Raw genomic sequence first — 16,777 nt, forward strand, 5'->3', positions numbered from 1 at the left:
AGCAAGGTGAAAAACCAGCAGAATCTGCCGGTTTTTCACCTTACTATCGCATATATACGTTTGCTCACGATTATGCCGTCTGAGCTCGTTCCACTTGCTATTATTCTGCTGCTGGCTGCTGCTTCAATTCTGCCAGTGACGCTTCGATCTCTGACGTTAACGTCGGATCGAGATACTGCGGCGCGGACCGTTTAGCCGGCGTGTTAAAACGATTTATGGCCTCCAGCTCCGCCTCGATCATCAGCACTCTCTCTTCCGCGCGGGCAAATCCTCTGACAATGCCATCCGTCTGAAACGATACAACGCTCCGGTTCAGCTCCTTCAGGGAGCTTGCCACATTAACCCGGGATTCGAGCAGCAGCCGGCGGTGATTGTACTCCTCCGATTGCACTTGCAGCTGGGCGATGCGCTCCTCAAGCACCTTCGTTTGTTCCTGGATCGTCGCGTACTGTTCGCGGTAGACGGCCAGCTTCTTCTCCTGCATCAGCTTCTCCTGCAGCGCCAGCTTCGCGATCTGATCCTCGCCCTGGGCCACAGCAAGCCTCGCTTGGCGGTCCCGCTTCTCAACTACCGTCTCGGCATGCGCGATCATCGCCGCTTGCCGCTTCTCAATAAACAGCTGGCGCGCCAGCGCCCGCTGCCCTTTCTCCAGCTCAACACTAAATTCCCGCATATATTGATTCACCATATTGAGCGGCTTCTCGCACTTGTCGATCAACTCGTTCGTTTCGGCTAGAAACACATCTTTGACACGTTTGAAGATACCCATCTTACTTCGACTCCTTCGTTTGATTTTGCTGCATTTCCCATTGGTCCAGGAAGTCCGATGCCGTCGGAATGCCTGCAAGCACATTCGCCCCATCCGCGATTCTTGACCGTTTGCGTCGCTTGCTCATCCAGAACAATAAAAGTCCGGCAAGTAGAATCGTTCCGCCCACCGCTACGCCAGGACCAATACCATGCTCATGACCCCGCTCGATGCGTATGCCGCCCTCTCGAAGCATCAGCGCTTTACCCGGTACTGGCACAGTTGCTGCATCACCGCGCAGCGCCGGCACAGCCGGGACCTCGCCGCCTCTTATCTCCACTTTCATGTCGCCTGCTGGTTTGGCATGAAACTCCTGACTAACCCCCACAACAGTTACATCACGCCCGTGCTCACCAGCCACCAAACTTAAGCCGGCTCCGACAGCTACGATGATGACGGATACGAGCAGCGCTTTTTTCACCCATGGTCTAATGCGTCTCACGCTTTGATCATCCTTTCCTAACCGTGTTCTTGTCTCTACATGTACAACTATATCGATCAATGGTAAAAGTACGGTAAAGGGTAAAAAAATACCCTTCCGCTTCATCTTCCAAAGAGAAAGAGCCCCTCGACTTCTTCGCGTGCTATACGGGAAACTCTACGGAAAACGTACTTCCTTTCCCAGGCGAACTCTCGAGAACTACCGAGCCCCGATGGGCGATAACGATCTGCTTCGCAATCGCGAGTCCAAGCCCCGCGCTGCCTTCTTCGCGGGAGCGATGCTTCTCGACCCGGTAAAACCGGTCGAAGATGCGCGGCTGATCCGCTTCGGCAATGCCTATGCCGCTGTCCCGGACAATGATCCGCCACTGCTTCGGGTTAGGGTCAAGACCAACGTCGACCTTGCCTCCCTCGGGCGTGTACTTGATCGCATTATCCAGCAGGATATAGACCAGCTGCTTTAGCCGCTCCGGGTCGCCCTTCACGGTCAGCGTATCCGGCAGCATCGTCCGCAGCGTGATCGCCTTCTTCTGAGCAACGCCTTCGAAGGCAAGCACCCACTGGCGGAGCTTCGGCGCAATGTCGAAAGCGCCCATCTCGAACTCGACTGAGCCTGCGTCGGACCGGGCAAGCATCAACAGATGCTGCACCATGCGGCTCATCCGGTCAATCTCTTCCTTCATATCCGAAACGACTTCCTTCGAATACGGCGTAATAGTATCCCCGTTCTCCAGCTCAATCACATCAAGGGACGTGTTCATAATGCTGAGCGGCGTCCTCAGCTCATGAGAAGCATCCGCCAAAAATTGCTGTTGCTGCCCGAACGTTCGCTGAATCGGAATCATCGCTTTTTTGGACATCGAGGAACTGAGCTTGACGGCTGCAATAATGAAAATAATAAGAATGATGATGAACACGATGAGCAGATTGCGGAGTATATCCCAATAAAACGTGATATCCTTGGCTGCAAAGATCGTAGCCGGTCCATTCGTCGTCATAATAGGATGAGCGCCTACGAAGAGCAGCCGGTCATCCGTCCTGATTATAAGGTCCCCATAGCGTTGCTGCTGCTCGGGCTGCCAGCGCAAACGAAACGAATCTCCGTCTGGCTGCCAGTTCTCAATCTCCGCCAAATTGCGTTCGCTAAGCTGCGGGATTGCATCGCTCTGAGCAAGCACTTGACCGCGATTATCAAGCACATAGAAGAAGTACAACTCATCGCTGCGGCTGTTCTCCAAATCCGGAACGACAACGCGGCCGTCCTGTGTCGCATACATGGTTGAAGAGAGCGAATTGCTCTGCTCCCGGTATGCCATGAAGATGAAGAAGAGCGATACGATGATCGAGAATAACGCCAGAAACAGAATGATGAGCCACGTGTAGGTAACCGTGAGCTTCCTCTGCGTGTATTGGAATAAGTCGCGCTTCTTCCCTTTTTTAAGCGTCCATTTCAAACCGGTAGCCTACCCCCCTGATGCTGTGAATGACCGGTTCCCCTCCGGAATCAACCAGCTTGTCCCGGAGCATCTTCACGGTAACATCGACATTTTTGTAGGAGACATCACTGCCGAGCCCCCAGATGCGATTGAGAATCGCCTCTCTCGTCAGCACATTGCCGGTGTTCTGCAGGAAGAAATCGAGCAGCTGATACTCCCTCGGGCTAAGCTGAATCTCCGCGCCGTCTCGCGATAGCTGGTGTGAGGTCCGATTGAGCGTGAAATGCCCGAATGTTACAATATCCGACTTCCTCGGGGCAAAATTCCGCCGTGCCAGCACGCGAAGTCGAGCGAGCAGCTCATCCATCTCGAAAGGCTTCGTCAGATAGTCGTCGGCTCCCGCATCGAGGCCGAATATTTTATCCTGCAGCGAATCCTTAGCCGTCAAGAGGACGATGGCTTGTCCATAATTGTCGCCGCGCAGCCGCTTGCAGACGTCGACCCCGTCCATGAGCGGCATCATCCAGTCCAGGATGAGCACATCATAAGCCGATCCACGGGCATAATCGAGCGCATCCTCGCCGTTTTCCACCCAATCGACGTGATAGCCGCCCTTCTTCTCCAGTATGTATTTGACAAGCTTGCCGAGCTTCTTATCATCTTCCGCCAGCAAAATATTCACGTTTACGCTCACCGCCGCTTCATTCGAAATAATAGGTTAGTATACCAAACAAACGGTAAAAGTACGGTAAAAAAATAATTCCATTCCTTTTCACCGTTCTTCCGAATTAAGAACACATGAATGATTGTAAAATATTCCCTCGTAGATTCCGGTCATTATCACAGAATATGATCATACAAATAAAAAACCACTAAAACCGCGGATCTTAGTGTATCCATGATAATGTCCTCCGGCTATCTAACCATTCTAATTTCTCTTCTAATTCTTCTAATTTTTTGGTAAAATAGATGTTCTGATTGGTAGGCATTTTGTCGAAGGGAGACGTATGATCCCTGCAGTGAAAGTATGAGGAGAGATTCAAAAGTATGGAAACGAACATCCAGACGTCACCAAATCGTTCTGCCGCAAGAACAGCACGCAAATCAAAGTCTTCTGTCCCGTTGTTTCTAGCAGTCTGGGTACTGTTGATCGGCTGTGGCGTCATCGGCTCGGTATGGTATACCAACCATTTGAAGGCCAAGCTGACTAAAGACATTAGCGTACAGACGGCACGGCAAATTACGGCGATGCAGCAAGATTACGATACACAGCTGAAGCAGATGCAGACCCAATTCTCAGGCGAGTTGATCAAGGTGCAGAGCAAAGTCGACGCACTCAACGAGCTGCTTCAATTTACGAAGGATAACACCAATTCAAAAACCGACAACAGCAATAAGCTGTTCTCGCAGTTGAACGAAGTAAAGAAGAAGCTGAATGAGCTGCAAAAAAGTTTGGACGTGCTGAAATGAAGTTGACCATCAAGCGAATCAATCGTTTCTGCCTCATTTTGTGCGCGCCGTTCATTGGGTTTGTCATTTGGCTGATGGCCGCGGATAAGTCGATCACCCTTCCGGACAGTGCATTTCCAAAACTTGCCCTGCCGCAGGTGAACGTGCCATCGGATCTAGAGAAGCTGACATCAGGTCTGGATCAAGCGAAGCAGACGGCGCTCGTGACAGCCAAGTCACTCAAGAAATCGATCGGCATCTATTCAACAACGGGCAAAAGCATGGACGCCATCGTTTCGATCACCATCGCGCAGGCAGATAGGCCTTATCGGATCTATGACCGCCGCATTACGCGGAAGATCGGCGCACCTGCGCAACAGATCGAGTCCGGCAACGTCCGTGCGCAGTTGTTTACGATCCATGCACAGCACTTCAATGGCTACGCGCTGAAAGTCTTGCTGAAAACGCCCAAATCGATGAAAATGGTACTCGGTCACGACAAGAGCGGCGGGGCCGAGACGACGCTGGCCGCTGCCAAGCGCTATCAAGCAATTGCCGGAGTGAACGCCGGCGGCTTCGCAGACGATGGCGGTAAACGTTATCCGCTCAGCACCACGGTGATGAACGGCAAGTATTTGAACGGCTTCGATCCGTCATTCAAGGATTTATTTTTCGTCGGGCTGAATGACAAGCTGAAGCTTATCGGAGGCAAATACAGGAGCAAGGCTCATTTGGACCGCGAAAAGCCGAGATTCGGCGCTTCTTTCGTTCCGGTGCTGCTGCAGGGCGGCGTACCGCAGCCAATTCCAGACAGGTGGCGGTTAAGCCCGTTGCGTGCTCCGAGGACGGTCATCGCCAACTATAAGGACAACCAGCTGCTATTTCTCGTCATCGACGGGCGTAACGAGAATGGAAGCTCGGGTGCGACGCTGATGGAGGCGCAGCTCCTGCTTCAACGGTACGGCGCGGTCGATGGCTATAACCTGGACGGTGGGGGCTCGTCGACACTCGTCTTCAATGGCCGCGTCGTGAATCACCCGTCGGATGGAAAGCCACGACCGGTACCGACCCATTTTCTCTTTTTTAAATAAATGATTTTGCAAGACTCACTCTCCGTTTCCTATATCCCTCTATTTTCATTCAAAAAATCCGCCAATTCATAATTGGCGGATTTCTAAAAACTCAACTTCGCGACATAACACCTGATGAGATGATATAAATGAATGCTTCGCCTACAATTTAATCGACACTTCCGTGCCGTCCTGTGCCCGGACATCGACCAGAACCGTCCCTTTGCAGCGCTGCAGCTCCTTGATGAGCCGCCTGATCGCTCGCTTCGTGCTTCGGTTTTCGAGAATCGACAGCACCATATCAATCCCGTTCCGGCTGCTATCCGAATCGTGCTTGTTCAGCCAGACCTTCAATTTTCGCTGGACTAAATTGGAAGTCAGGATACCGCTCCCCATGCGCAATACGGAATAAGGGATCGGAATCGTAAAAGCGTGCTCCTTGCTCTTAACCTTCACAATCATCATAGCCCGTTACTCAATCACTACGGTGACGGTATCCTTTTCACCGGAGCGGACGTCTATGATTTGCCCGTCAAGTTCGTTCTCGATTGCATCGATCAGCAGGTCGATATTGATATCCTTCACATATTTCGCAGCCTGCGGAATATTGGACGCGATGCTGTGCCCCGCTCCGAGAACAACCTTCACCAGTTTAATCGGCAAATTGATGCTGACATTATCGTTTTCATGGGATGTTATCCGTATTTTCAACGTTTTGTCTAAATAACCGCCGGATGCCGATGACAATTTCTTCGAGTAGTCGGGTTTCCCCAGTACCTGCACGGCTTGCGATGGCTTCTCCTTTAGCGCGTCAATCAACTCCGAAGCCTGTTCTGAATCAATTTTGCCTTCCTGCATCATGGACAGCACTTTACTGATTTCTTCTTTCATCGGTTCTTCCTCCTTATTCATCCTTCAACATTTTGAGCGCTTCATCCGCAGTGATTTCGCCATTCTCCAGCATGGAAATTACCTTCTTCTTATCGACTTCCGGCTTCTTCCGCGTATCGTATCCGAGGGCCGTAATAATATCATTGAGCTTGCCGCGCACCGTCGGGTAAGATATGCCGAGCTCTTTCTCCACTTCCTTAATGTTGCCCCTGCTCACTAGGAATGTGATCACAAAATGGAGCTGTTCTGGCGTGAGTAGAGCGAGCTTTGATAATTCAAAATTGTTCTCAATCGTCGTCCGGCAATGTCCGCATTCCAGCTTGACGGCGTGCAGCTTATGGGCACATACAGGACACTGTGTGATGATGGGATATTTCATACTCTACCCCTTTCTTAATTTGAATTATAAATCAACATATTCAATTTGTAAATTCAAAAAATCAATTATGTTAATTGTGAAATTGATTTTATTGATTTCGTGAGTTGTTAACCCTGAATTTTTAAAATGCTCTATACAAAAAAAGAGAGCCCCAACGAATCCATCGGGATAAAGCCCGGTTTCAACCTGGTCCATCCCTATCGACTCGATGAGGCTCTTCATTTTGGCAAAGTGGTTACACACCATTTAATTAACAGATTTCAAATAGTTCAGTTAAGCTCGAGATTGTGTACGTGCTTTGAATGGCCGCCGGGCTTTTTAGCTCCTTGCTGTTGATCCAACAGGTATCTATCCCCGACTGAATACCGCCTCTGATATCCGTATTTAGCGTATCCCCAATGACAAGCGCATCTTCTCGACTAAAATCAGAAATATGATTCATCACGAAATCAAAAAATTCAATGGCAGGCTTGGAATAGCCAATGCTTTGCGAATCAAAGATGTCTTCAAAAAAATCGTATAGTCCCGACTGCTTCAATCGTTTGATCTGCGTGCGTGTAATACCGTTCGTGATGATAAACAGTCGATGAGTTGCGGATAAGCGCTGACAGACCTCCAAAGCGCCTTCCATATGCAACTGGTCTCCATCACCCAATAGTTCTCGATACTGATTCTCCCACTCCGCGCCGTCCACAATCTGCCCCAGCTTAGCCATCGTTTCTGAAAATCTGGAATTCAGCACGACATCAAGCGCGATGATCCCGTTTTCGTAATCGGCCCATAATTGTTTGTTGACGGAGTTATATAATTGAAACAGTTCATCCGAAAACGTATATCCGTTTTGTTGAAACAATTGGGTTAACGAAGCCGTTTCATTTGCGCCAAAGTCCAGCAACGTATCATCTAGATCAAATAAAAGAATCTTGTAGCTCATTTTTCCTCCCGTCTGTGATTACGATGACTCACCATACTTGAAGTCAGTTTGTACTCTTTCAAAGAAATTAAGTACTTGGACCAAACTAACAATGTTCTCGTCAAATCGATCAATTAGATCACTTCCTAGTGTACACAAATTATAATTATTTTGCTTCGCGGATTGATTTAACTATCCTGCCATTAAATAAGAAAATGGCAGCCCATATTCCGGCCGCCATTTTTCGAGCGTTTACGATATTTACGTGAAGATTCCCTCGCCTTATACTTCCGACCACAGGCGTTTTAAGTTGTCCATACCAACTCTGGAGCCTAGTTTGCAGTCTTCCATGCCTTCAAATTCAACCGAGAGATACCCGTCATACCCGGATTGCTTAATAATGCGCAGTACCTCTCTCATATTGATGTCGCCTTGACCGACAATGGCACCGCGCAAATAATTGCCGCTTGCCGTCTTGAAATAGCCTTCGCCAGGGTTCTGATCCGATGGCCGGAGGTAGAAATCTTTAATATGGAGCATGGATGAAAACGCGATATTTTTCTTCACGGCGGAAACCGGATCCTCGTCTGCGCACATGAAATTGCCGACGTCCATCGTCGTTTTGAAGTTCGGACGGTTTACGGCATGAATCAAAGCCTGTACCCGATCGCTGGCTTGAACGAAATAGCCGTGATTTTCCACACTGGTCGTAATCCCGAACTGAGAAGCGTAATCAGCAACTTGTCTGCAAGCCGAGGCCATTCGTTCCAGCGCTTCGTTGAAATGCTTAATCGAAATGTCGGAGGACCATGCAACGTCATGCCGCATGAGCTTCAAGCCGAGGCTGCTCGCAATGTCCACTTCACGCTTGACGCGCTCGATTTCCTGTTCGAACGCTCCGTCTCCGGCTTTCAAGAAATCAGCGCCAATCGCGTAATTAGACAACTCAATGCCGGCTTCGGAAGCTTTGTGCCGGATGGCATCGATTAGTTCGGGATTGCCGTTAAGGTCGAACCCGATCGGCACTACTTCCATATGCTGACCGCCATGGTCGGCAATCCATTGGACAGCTTCCAGAACCGTCATTTCCTTCGATTGAATGGCACGATGCAAGCTATATGAGCTTAAGCCTATTCTCATTTTCTTTCAGTGCTCCCTTCCCTAGCTCCTATTTATGGAAACAACACTTTAAGCATAACGAAAAAGGCCGTCTCATGTAAATAACCGAATGTTAAAACCCGCCATACTCGTCGAATGGCGGGTGTGTCGTTTGCGGACTTTTTCACTTTATAAAAGCCTGGTCACTCCCTTGAAGATCGCTGCCGCGACGCGCAAGGTTCCGATTGTCACTCGGATAAAAATTCCTTTATTGCTATTGTGCGCGTACCGGCTCAAGGCGATCAGGTAGTTGTCTATGCCTGCCGCGATGATTTTCGCCTTTACCGCGAAACGCAAGTCTTTCCAGGACTCTTTTCCGACCTTATACTCCGACTCGAAAAATTGCTTAATTTGCTTGATCTGCTCTTCTGGAGGCTTTCCATGAAGCTTACGCTCGCGGAACTTCGCGTACAATTCCTTGTCCACGTACGGCAATTCTTCTTCGGCGATCGCGAGAAGGCGTTCTGCCCGCGCTCTCATGCCGCGCGCTTTCCAAGCCTCGGAATCCGTAGCGTTATTCTTGTACGATTGATAGAGGTGCTCGATCAAAATATCCGCCGTATCCATTCGTCCCCACATCATATCGCTTACACGCCACTTCCTGTTCAAAAAAGAGGCGAATGCGCCTAAATCGTTGCCGACCAGCTTGTCATTGCCGTTCATTTCGATCGTTTTCGTATCCGAAGCGCTAATCCGCAAAAGCTCGATTCTGCTCAGCTCGCCTTCTCGGCCGATGCTCAGCGGGAACAGAAAGACATCCAACGAGAGGAATCCGCGCATCGCTTTTTTTAGATCGCCGATTTCGGAGACGACGAAGCCATCCTTCTGCAGCCGCTCCAAGTACCCGTTCAACGATTGGCGCATGTAATCGACGATATAGGCAGCCTCCAAGGTTTCTTGCCGAAGATAGAAACGTTTGATTGCTTCCGCGAGCAGCGGATGATATGGCTTCGGAGGATCCAGCTTCTTCTTGTCCTCCTCGTCGTTCCACCACGTCCACTCCAGTTGGCGCAGCTCTTCCACGATCTCCCACAGTCGATTCTTTTCCTTAAGAAGCGTCGGCAGCCGGCTATCCTCATCCGGAATATCCTGCAGCTTGCGGTTGATTTTCTGAATATGCGAATGGAAAAAGTGAACGCAAAACGCGATATCGGGAAGCCAATTGTCCGCGATCAGGGCGGCAAGATCCCCGTTCGTTATCCTATCGACCTCGAATGACTTGAACAACTCAAGAGCCGGGTGATCGGCGGGAATCAGTTTGCCGTCCGCGGAATAGTGATGCATGTACGTTCGGAGGTTACCAACGAGCGACTTTTTCCATTGAGACTCTCTTAAACTGCAGTACGGTAAAAACGAGGGCATCTTTTCGGCATCTGCGGTACCGTCGGCCAAATCAATGCCATCGAACGCTTTAATGACGGCTTCCACTTGCTCTTGGCGGTCCTCGATCGCCTTCAAATGCTTGTAAATGGATTGATACCGAGGAATGGATACGAGGCTAGTCGCCGCTTCCATGATGGTCGGAGCCTTATCGTAATGATCGGCGAACGACTCTGGGGGCACCGGATCGAGAAAAAGCAGCCAGCGGTCCACTTTGCTGTCGGCGGAACGATGGAAAAGCGCGTTCAGCACCGGAGCGAACGGCTTATTGTCAGTCAGCAGCCCGTCATGAAGATACACTTCGTCCCGATTATCGTAATTGGTTTTGCCGGCATAAACCTCCGCGTTCGTGAACGATTCCTCCGGAAACACCGTAGGAATCGCCGAAGTCGCTCTCGATATTCGCGAAAGGGCATCGTTCTTATCCTCGGAGAAATCGTTCTGGTCATACCCTCTTTCTGCGTTCGGTCCGTACTTTTTCCGGTATTTCTTTTGGAACATGACGTCGTGCGTGTAACCTTTAATATCGTTGCCTTTGTCGTCCTTGACGCCCCACCTCCGCCCTTTGATATCGCTCGCCGCGACGAATAAGTCCAAGATGCTTACTTTATCACGCCGATTCGATGCTATTTTGTTAGGGGTATCCCTGCCCGTTTGTTCGTCCATTATGCGGAAGCATTCTTTCAGTTTGCCGAATATGAACTCTCCGTTTAACAACGTATCCGGCTTCTTGCCATGGAAATCGAGCAATGTTTGAAGGTTCGCCGCGTCTCTCCACAAATCTTTGATTTCCTCGACGTTCAGATCGGCTCCCGTCGCCAACGCCTTGGCAAGAAGCACAGCGTTGATGCCTCCTGCGGAGTTGCCCGCGATAATGTCGATGGCGATTTCGGCGTTCATTTGTTTCAGCAAATCGGTGTAAGGATTGTTTTCCGCATCGGATGGATCGCCTTTGCGCGCTCGCGTCGCCATCAGCAGCTCTTGCACGACTCCGTTCATATACACGGAAAGAGATACGCCTCCGTACATAACGATGGCCAAACGGATTTCCTTGGTTAAATTCATCCTTCATCCCTCTTCGCGTTTTGTATACTTAGTTATGGGTTTTATATGCTGCGAAGATTCGGTTGGTTTATAAATAAGTGCTTACAGCTAAAATATGGATGAATGCGCAAAAAAACGGAAGCGTCTCCGCCTCCGTTTCGAAATATAAATAGCTCCACGCTAGCGACCTCATCTACTTTACGATTTCCAACGCTCGAATTGCTGCCGCATGTTCTCTCGGGTCAGCTTCCACTTCTGCAGTATCGGGCTTGGCACCATGCTATTGTACTTAGTAATTTTTGCGTTAATTTCTTCGAGTGTAGAATCCGAAATGCCGGCGGAATCGGTTTCGAGCAGCCGCTGCAGCTGATCATGGATTTCATGCTGCAGCGTAAGCCAAGCCGGTAAGAAGTTTGCCTCCTTCAGGATACTATTCGTCAAATCGCATGACGGGACATCAAGCGGTTTGCCTTTGCCTGCCAAATGCTCGAAAGCCCCTTTCCGTTCCTGTTCCCGATACATCTCGCTGATCCAATCCTGCGCGGACATCCCGGAGTTCCAATACTGCCTGGATGATACAGCAACGTCGTTAGCAGGTTCCTCTTCTGCCACAGTTTCAGGAAGTGCCTCGCTTGTCTCGGATGATGCTGGTGCTGCCCCTAAATCGGTCTGGTTTTTTTTCTTTCTGAACCAAAAACCCATCACGCTCACCGCCTCTTCAGGTTAACTAACCGGAAAAGCTTCACAGTATTATTGTACCTACCATAGCGGTGTCGCGTGCTTGCAGCCTTTGGCGATTTGATGAACGGAGGCAGCCGATCATTTCTTAAGTGAATCAGCTGCCAACCGTGTAATGCGTTTAGACTTTCTTTTTATACACCTTCATTGCAAACATATAAGCTATAAGCATAATTCCGACGCACCACGCAAGTGCGATCCAAATGTCGGTGCCCACCGGCTGACCTGACAGCAATGAGCGGATGGATTCTACGATTGAGGTCACTGGCTGGTTTTCGGCAAATACGCGAACGGCGGTCGGCATCGACTCGGTTGGCACAAAAGCCGAACTGATAAATGGAAGGAAGATTAGGGGGTAAGAAAAAGCGCTTGCTCCATCGACAGATTTTGCGGATAGTCCGGCTATAGCTGCGACCCAAGTTAGGGCCAGCGTAAACAGTGCGAGTATACCAGCTACGCCAAGCCATGGCAGCACTCCCGCGGTCGAACGAAATCCCATAATTAACGCGACGAGAATAATGACGACCACCGATACGGCGTTGGATACAAGCGAAGTCAGCACATGTCCCCAAAGCAAAGCGGAACGTGAAATCGGCATCGTGTGAAAACGCTCGAATATGCCTCGCTGCACATCGGTAAACAAACGGAATGCCGTGTAGGATATTCCGCTGGCAATAGCCATAAGAAGTATTCCAGGCAAAAGGTAATTCACATAGTTATCCGTTCCGGTTTGAATGGCTCCGCCGAATACATAGACAAACAGCAACATCATTGCGATCGGCATGATGGTAACCGTGATGATCGTATCCATGCTGCGGAAAATGTGACGCATGGAACGTCCAAGCATAACGGTAATATCGGTGAAGAAATGGCTTTTTGCCGTTTCCATCTACTTCTCCTCCTTTTTACCGATGATTGCGAGGAAAATCTCCTCTAAGGTCGGTTGTTTCTCGACATACTCTACCTTTGCGGACGGGAACATCATTTTCAGCTCCGCGAGCGTGCCGCTTGCGATAATTCTACCTTCGTGCAGAATGGCAATCCGGTCGGCCAGCTGTTCGGCCTCCTCCAAATACTGCGTGGTGAGAAGGACTGTCGTCCCGCCGTCAGCAAGCTCCTTGACAATCTTCCAAACCTCGATCCGTGCCTCGGGGTCAAGCCCGGTGGTCGGCTCATCCAGAAAAATGATCTGTGGTTTTCCCACAAGGCTCAAAGCGATGTCGAGCCTGCGGCGCATCCCCCCTGAGTAAGTGGACACTCTGCGGTCTGCAGCGTCAGTCAGGCCGAAGCGTTTTAACATTTCGTCCGCAACTTGGCGCGGGTTTTTGAGGTATCTCAGCTTGGCAATCATGATCAGATTTTCCCGACCAGTCAAAATTTCATCCACGGCGGCAAACTGCCCGGTCAGACTGATTGCCTGACGCACATGATCAGGTTTTGAAGTAACATCGAATCCGTTTATGGCTGCGGTTCCGCCGTCTGGATTGAGCAGCGTGGTGAGAATTTTGACAACCGTAGTCTTGCCTGCCCCGTTAGATCCGAGGAGGGCGAAAATACTGCCCTTTTCTACCTCGAAATCTACGCCTTTCAGCACGTGATGCTGCTTGTAGGACTTCTGCAGTCCTTTTACTTGAATGGGTTTGGTTTGCAAGGTTTGCATCGGTTTCCCTCCCATAATTAAATGACTTTAGCTTTTGACAAGTCGGCTCCCATGCCTTTGAGATGAGCAAAAGTCAGTTTATCCATCGTCGCACCGTCAAAGTTGATGGTTTTGATCATACGATAGTACTTATTCGTGAGCGTAAACCCAGGCTGGAAAGAAACATTGTTTAAAGTAGCACCATTGAACGAGACTTCGGTTAATGCAGCTTTGTCAAACTTTACGCCGATGAACGTCTGGCCATCTAAACGTTGCCCGGTCAGATCGGTGTACTTAAAATCGACCCCATCAAATACACAGCTTTCAAAAGTCGTTTTTCTAAGATCGGTCAACGTTAACGTCACGTCGGTTAGTCTTACGTTTGTGAATTTGGCCCCATCAAGGCCCGATTTGCTGAAATTGGTTCGTACAAGGATCGTCTTATTAAAGCTTGCATTCGTCAGGTCCAGCGTGGACAAGGTGCAGTCTGTCAGATTCGCGCCGTCAAAATTGGCTTCGCGCACGTCACTGCTCTTAAACGTACTCCCTGTCAGATCGGCTCCAGAAAAGTCGGAACCGTGTAAGGCACTGGCATTAAACCGACCTTTATGGGCTTTAACGCCTGCAAAGTCGCTATTCACCAAATTGCTGCCGCTAAAGTTTGTCAGTACTTGCCTCTCCAGCGATCGGGAGAGATTAGCAACCTCAAGGATGGTTTGCTCGATATCGCCAATACTATCAATTGTCATCTTGAACGCGGTCTCATCGTCCTTACCTTCCGCTTTGAGTTCACGAAAGCGTTCCTGCAAATCCGTGTGCAGATCGGACTTTAATTCGTTCACGCTCTTTACCCCGTTGTATGGCGTGAAAACGCCGTTCAAATAATCCGTCACTCTTTGATTCATAATGTTCCATCTCCTTATAATAAATTTTCTAATACGCGTTTTGCATACTCCCAATTGCTTTTGTTGCGGGCGTAAGTCTCCTTGCCCCTTGCGGTAATCCTGAAATATTTGCGTCGTCCGCCCTGTGATTCATCGCCCCAATACCATTCGATGTCGCCGTCTGCTTCAAGCCGCCGGAAGCTGGAGTACATCGTGGCTTCCTTTAGTTCATACTCGCCGTCCGATCGATCGGCAATCAGCTTGACAATCTCGTAACCGTATCGATCAGCTTCTGATAAGAGCCGTAAAATCATCGTATCTGTATGTCCGCGAAGCAGGTCGGATGTGATCTTGTTCTCGCTCATTACAATCACCTCCATAACTGCATCATAAAGCATATTACTGTGACTGTCAAGGTACTTTCTGTATTATAATACTCTGTCTAAAATAATTGGTGCATCCACAACAAAAAAAACCGCGCAAAGCGCGGTTTCCTTGGAAGTATACTTATTAGCTTGTGGTTGGCTCTGGGTTCCAGTTCTTGATGCCGTTGTCTTCAATAATGCCAATGGTAACATCTGCGATATCAGCATCATTGAGCAAGCTGTCTCTAATTCTGAATTTAATATCATCGGCATCGGCCAACGTTAATCCCGGTCGTAACTCAATGAGTCCCTCTATATGGTAATAGCGACCTTCTTGGAGAATCCTCATCTGATAAATGTCGGTAACATAATGATTAGCGAAAATGATTTTGGCGACCTTTTCTTCTACATCTCTAGGTGCGGAAACCCCAATCAGCCCGACCATATTGTCATAACCGACTTTGAAGGCTACACCGATCATTAAGAAGCCAATAAGGACCGTCGAAACTCCATCAAGAAGCGTAAAGCTTGTAAGAGACGTTACGACAACGGCAACTAATGCCAAAAGTGCACCTGTTGTTGCCACTAAGTCTTCATAAAAAACTAGGCGAGTTGGAGGAGCAGCGCGTCCAACATTTCGAAAGGCTTGAGTAACAATTCCGAAGCCCTTTGCTTCTACTCTTGATTCATGAACAATTTCTTTCATTGCCTTTATCAATACAAATCCGTCAACTGCAACAGATAACAGTAAAACGAATAAATTAAGCCAGAATCCATGTGATTCTACGGGATGTGCCAATAAATGAAAACCTTCCCTTATGGTCTCGTAGGCCATGACGGTAACTACAATTACAGCGACCATACAGAACAGATTTATCACCCTACCAAACCCTGTCGGAAACCGGCGTGTCGGTTTCTTCTCTGCCAGAACACTTCCGGCAAATACAAAAGCCTGGTTTACGGCATCAGCAATCGAGTGCATTGTAGAAGCGAACATTGCTCCGCTCCCTGTAATTGCAGCAGCAACTCCTTTCACAATCGCAAGACCAGTATTGCCGATTGCGGCTGTTGCCGATGAGGTGTTCCCTTTCTTCAGTAATTCAAAGAAAGTGCTCTGTCTACTGTCGGATTCCATTTCTAAGTATTCCCTCCCGAATTAGTTACAATTGCTTATTACGAAACCATCGACCAAGGGTTTCATGCAATTCCTACAGTCCCCTTTGCTGGTTTCAACAATATTACCACAAACCGAATTCAATTGGTAACTAACCCCTGCCTGACAAATGAAAAAAAGAGCAGCTGCCGGTCACGGCGGTCTGCCCCCAAGTTCTAAATTTGATCACGCCAAGCATGCTTGGGCTGCCAATTCAGCAGACGCTTTGCCTTCTCATTACTTAAGAAAGTTTCATTCCCTTGGAACGGTTGCCGGAAATCCGTGACATCCGGGTACCTAGCCGCTATCAAGTCTCGGCTCGCGATGTCCATGCTCGTATCGTCCGCCGCAAGATTAAGCGCCACGCTGCCCAGCCCGTCTGCCTCGATCGCCAGCTGAAATGCAACCGCCGCATCCCTTGCGTCGATATAACTCCATAAAATCCGATCGCGCTCAGCAGGATCGTGTATGAATTGCGGGAAGCGACTATAAGCGTCCGGTGCGATGACATTGCCGAGGCGGAACGAGACGATCTGCATGCCCGTGCGTCTGTGGAACATATCCGCTGTTTGTTCGTTCACAACCTTCGATAGGCCATAGCTATCCTGAGGTAGCTGAGGGTGCTCCTCATCCACCGGGACATATAGAGGACTAAAGCGTTCCATTGCGAAAACTAACCCGTAGGATGACTCGCTCGATGCAATGACGGCCTTGCGAATCCCCAAGCCTGCTGCCGCTTCCAACACATTGTACGTGGACATCACATTATTGCGAAATGTTACTTCGTTCGGATGCGAATACGCGACGGGAATGGCGGCAAGGTGCACAACTGCGTCAGCTCCTGCCAAAACGCCATATACTTCACCCAAATCGGTCAAATCAACGATCACGGTTCTGCATAAGGCTTGTTTCGGATGTTTGAAGTCTGCATTTACCACTTCATAGCCTTGTTCGACGAAATGTTTTACCGCCCATTCTCCCAGCATCCCGCTTCCGCCGGTAACTACTACTTTGGACATGTTCTATTTC

At 49.3% G+C, this 16,777-nt stretch carries 19 protein-coding genes; 2 read left to right on the top strand and 17 right to left on the bottom strand.

The genetic code is table 11. The annotated features are described in order from the left end of the window. Window positions 1-100: 100 nt before the first annotated feature. The 4 genes from DL346_RS08835 to DL346_RS08850 all read right to left on the bottom strand — a co-directional run bounded on the left by DL346_RS08835 (window position 101) and on the right by DL346_RS08850 (window position 3,367). Complete coding sequence (locus DL346_RS08835) at window positions 101-769, bottom strand: PspA/IM30 family protein (RefSeq protein WP_112881631.1); 669 nt, start codon at window positions 767-769, stop codon at window positions 101-103. Between the two features lies 1 nt (window position 770). Continuing rightward, on the bottom strand, window positions 771-1,250 hold the full coding sequence (locus DL346_RS08840) for a hypothetical protein (protein ID WP_112881632.1): 480 nt from the start codon (window positions 1,248-1,250) through the stop codon (window positions 771-773). Window positions 1,251-1,392: 142 nt separating this feature from the next. Beyond that, window positions 1,393-2,703, bottom strand: a complete 1,311-nt coding sequence (locus DL346_RS08845; RefSeq protein ID WP_112881633.1) for a sensor histidine kinase — start codon at window positions 2,701-2,703, stop codon at window positions 1,393-1,395. Continuing rightward, window positions 2,687-3,367, bottom strand: coding sequence for a response regulator transcription factor (locus tag DL346_RS08850; RefSeq protein WP_112881634.1), 681 nt, complete (start codon window positions 3,365-3,367; stop codon window positions 2,687-2,689). Before DL346_RS08850 ends, DL346_RS08845 begins: the two co-directional genes overlap by 17 nt. 365 nt (window positions 3,368-3,732) lie before the next feature. On the opposite strand from DL346_RS08850, the gene DL346_RS08855 reads away from it, so the two are divergent. Next, window positions 3,733-4,155: a hypothetical protein gene (locus tag DL346_RS08855; protein WP_112881635.1), complete on the top strand. Its 423-nt coding sequence runs from the start codon at window positions 3,733-3,735 to the stop codon at window positions 4,153-4,155. Further along, window positions 4,152-5,225: a phosphodiester glycosidase family protein gene (locus DL346_RS08860; protein ID WP_112881636.1), complete on the top strand. Its 1,074-nt coding sequence runs from the start codon at window positions 4,152-4,154 to the stop codon at window positions 5,223-5,225. Before DL346_RS08855 ends, DL346_RS08860 begins: the two co-directional genes overlap by 4 nt. Before the next feature lie 141 nt (window positions 5,226-5,366). On the opposite strand, the gene DL346_RS08865 is transcribed toward DL346_RS08860, so the two are convergent. The 13 genes from DL346_RS08865 to DL346_RS08930 form a co-directional block, all read right to left on the bottom strand. Further along, the gene (locus tag DL346_RS08865; RefSeq protein WP_112881637.1) at window positions 5,367-5,669 is read right to left on the bottom strand and encodes a hypothetical protein; all 303 of its coding nucleotides are present in this window, start codon (window positions 5,667-5,669) and stop codon (window positions 5,367-5,369) included. A 6-nt stretch (window positions 5,670-5,675) separates the two neighbouring features. Beyond that, on the bottom strand, window positions 5,676-6,095 hold the full coding sequence (locus DL346_RS08870; protein ID WP_112881638.1) for an SHOCT-like domain-containing protein: 420 nt from the start codon (window positions 6,093-6,095) through the stop codon (window positions 5,676-5,678). Between the two features lie 13 nt (window positions 6,096-6,108). Beyond that, window positions 6,109-6,474 carry a DUF2089 domain-containing protein gene (locus DL346_RS08875; protein WP_112881639.1) on the bottom strand — a complete coding sequence of 122 codons (366 nt, stop codon included), beginning with the start codon at window positions 6,472-6,474 and terminating at the stop codon, window positions 6,109-6,111. A gap of 250 nt (window positions 6,475-6,724) precedes the next feature. Beyond that, window positions 6,725-7,408 (bottom strand): YjjG family noncanonical pyrimidine nucleotidase, encoded by a 684-nt coding sequence (locus DL346_RS08885; RefSeq protein ID WP_112881641.1) that lies wholly within the window; start codon window positions 7,406-7,408, stop codon window positions 6,725-6,727. 261 nt (window positions 7,409-7,669) lie between these two features. After that, on the bottom strand, window positions 7,670-8,527 hold the full coding sequence (locus tag DL346_RS08890; protein WP_112881642.1) for a sugar phosphate isomerase/epimerase family protein: 858 nt from the start codon (window positions 8,525-8,527) through the stop codon (window positions 7,670-7,672). Window positions 8,528-8,674: 147 nt separating this feature from the next. After that, complete coding sequence (locus DL346_RS08895) at window positions 8,675-10,990, bottom strand: DUF3376 domain-containing protein (RefSeq protein WP_112881643.1); 2,316 nt, start codon at window positions 10,988-10,990, stop codon at window positions 8,675-8,677. 177 nt (window positions 10,991-11,167) lie between these two features. Then, on the bottom strand, window positions 11,168-11,581 hold the full coding sequence (locus tag DL346_RS08900) for a DnaJ family domain-containing protein (RefSeq protein ID WP_165822424.1): 414 nt from the start codon (window positions 11,579-11,581) through the stop codon (window positions 11,168-11,170). A 247-nt stretch (window positions 11,582-11,828) separates the two neighbouring features. After that, complete coding sequence (locus tag DL346_RS08905; RefSeq protein WP_112881645.1) at window positions 11,829-12,596, bottom strand: ABC transporter permease; 768 nt, start codon at window positions 12,594-12,596, stop codon at window positions 11,829-11,831. After that, on the bottom strand, window positions 12,597-13,367 hold the full coding sequence (locus tag DL346_RS08910; RefSeq protein WP_112881646.1) for an ABC transporter ATP-binding protein: 771 nt from the start codon (window positions 13,365-13,367) through the stop codon (window positions 12,597-12,599). Window positions 13,368-13,384: 17 nt separating this feature from the next. Beyond that, window positions 13,385-14,251, bottom strand: coding sequence for a pentapeptide repeat-containing protein (locus DL346_RS08915; protein ID WP_112881647.1), 867 nt, complete (start codon window positions 14,249-14,251; stop codon window positions 13,385-13,387). Window positions 14,252-14,265: 14 nt separating this feature from the next. After that, the gene (locus tag DL346_RS08920; RefSeq protein WP_112881648.1) at window positions 14,266-14,595 is read right to left on the bottom strand and encodes a PadR family transcriptional regulator; all 330 of its coding nucleotides are present in this window, start codon (window positions 14,593-14,595) and stop codon (window positions 14,266-14,268) included. A gap of 145 nt (window positions 14,596-14,740) precedes the next feature. Further along, a complete protein-coding gene (locus DL346_RS08925) occupies window positions 14,741-15,730 on the bottom strand; it encodes a cation diffusion facilitator family transporter (protein WP_112881649.1) in 990 nt (329 codons plus the stop codon). Between the two features lie 194 nt (window positions 15,731-15,924). Then, entirely contained in the window at window positions 15,925-16,767 is an 843-nt protein-coding gene (locus DL346_RS08930) for an NAD-dependent epimerase/dehydratase family protein (protein WP_112881650.1), read from the bottom strand. Window positions 16,768-16,777: the final 10 nt, after the last annotated feature.

Origin of the sequence: Paenibacillus montanisoli (assembly GCF_003268025.1) — a bacterium.
Taxonomy (GTDB): Bacteria; Bacillota; Bacilli; order Paenibacillales; family Paenibacillaceae; genus Paenibacillus_Z; species Paenibacillus_Z montanisoli.

Coding starts and splice junctions, on each gene's coding strand:
- DL346_RS08835 (WP_112881631.1), bottom strand. CDS start 769: ATGGGTATCTTCAAACGTGTCAAAGATGTGTTTCTAGCCGAAACGAAC.
- DL346_RS08855 (WP_112881635.1), top strand. CDS start 3,733: ATGGAAACGAACATCCAGACGTCACCAAATCGTTCTGCCGCAAGAACA.
- DL346_RS08860 (WP_112881636.1), top strand. CDS start 4,152: ATGAAGTTGACCATCAAGCGAATCAATCGTTTCTGCCTCATTTTGTGC.
- DL346_RS08865 (WP_112881637.1), bottom strand. CDS start 5,669: ATGATGATTGTGAAGGTTAAGAGCAAGGAGCACGCTTTTACGATTCCG.
- DL346_RS08870 (WP_112881638.1), bottom strand. CDS start 6,095: ATGAAAGAAGAAATCAGTAAAGTGCTGTCCATGATGCAGGAAGGCAAA.
- DL346_RS08875 (WP_112881639.1), bottom strand. CDS start 6,474: ATGAAATATCCCATCATCACACAGTGTCCTGTATGTGCCCATAAGCTG.
- DL346_RS08885 (WP_112881641.1), bottom strand. CDS start 7,408: ATGAGCTACAAGATTCTTTTATTTGATCTAGATGATACGTTGCTGGAC.
- DL346_RS08890 (WP_112881642.1), bottom strand. CDS start 8,527: ATGAGAATAGGCTTAAGCTCATATAGCTTGCATCGTGCCATTCAATCG.
- DL346_RS08895 (WP_112881643.1), bottom strand. CDS start 10,990: ATGAATTTAACCAAGGAAATCCGTTTGGCCATCGTTATGTACGGAGGC.
- DL346_RS08905 (WP_112881645.1), bottom strand. CDS start 12,596: ATGGAAACGGCAAAAAGCCATTTCTTCACCGATATTACCGTTATGCTT.
- DL346_RS08910 (WP_112881646.1), bottom strand. CDS start 13,367: ATGCAAACCTTGCAAACCAAACCCATTCAAGTAAAAGGACTGCAGAAG.
- DL346_RS08915 (WP_112881647.1), bottom strand. CDS start 14,251: ATGAATCAAAGAGTGACGGATTATTTGAACGGCGTTTTCACGCCATAC.
- DL346_RS08920 (WP_112881648.1), bottom strand. CDS start 14,595: ATGAGCGAGAACAAGATCACATCCGACCTGCTTCGCGGACATACAGAT.
- DL346_RS08925 (WP_112881649.1), bottom strand. CDS start 15,730: ATGGAATCCGACAGTAGACAGAGCACTTTCTTTGAATTACTGAAGAAA.
- DL346_RS08930 (WP_112881650.1), bottom strand. CDS start 16,767: ATGTCCAAAGTAGTAGTTACCGGCGGAAGCGGGATGCTGGGAGAATGG.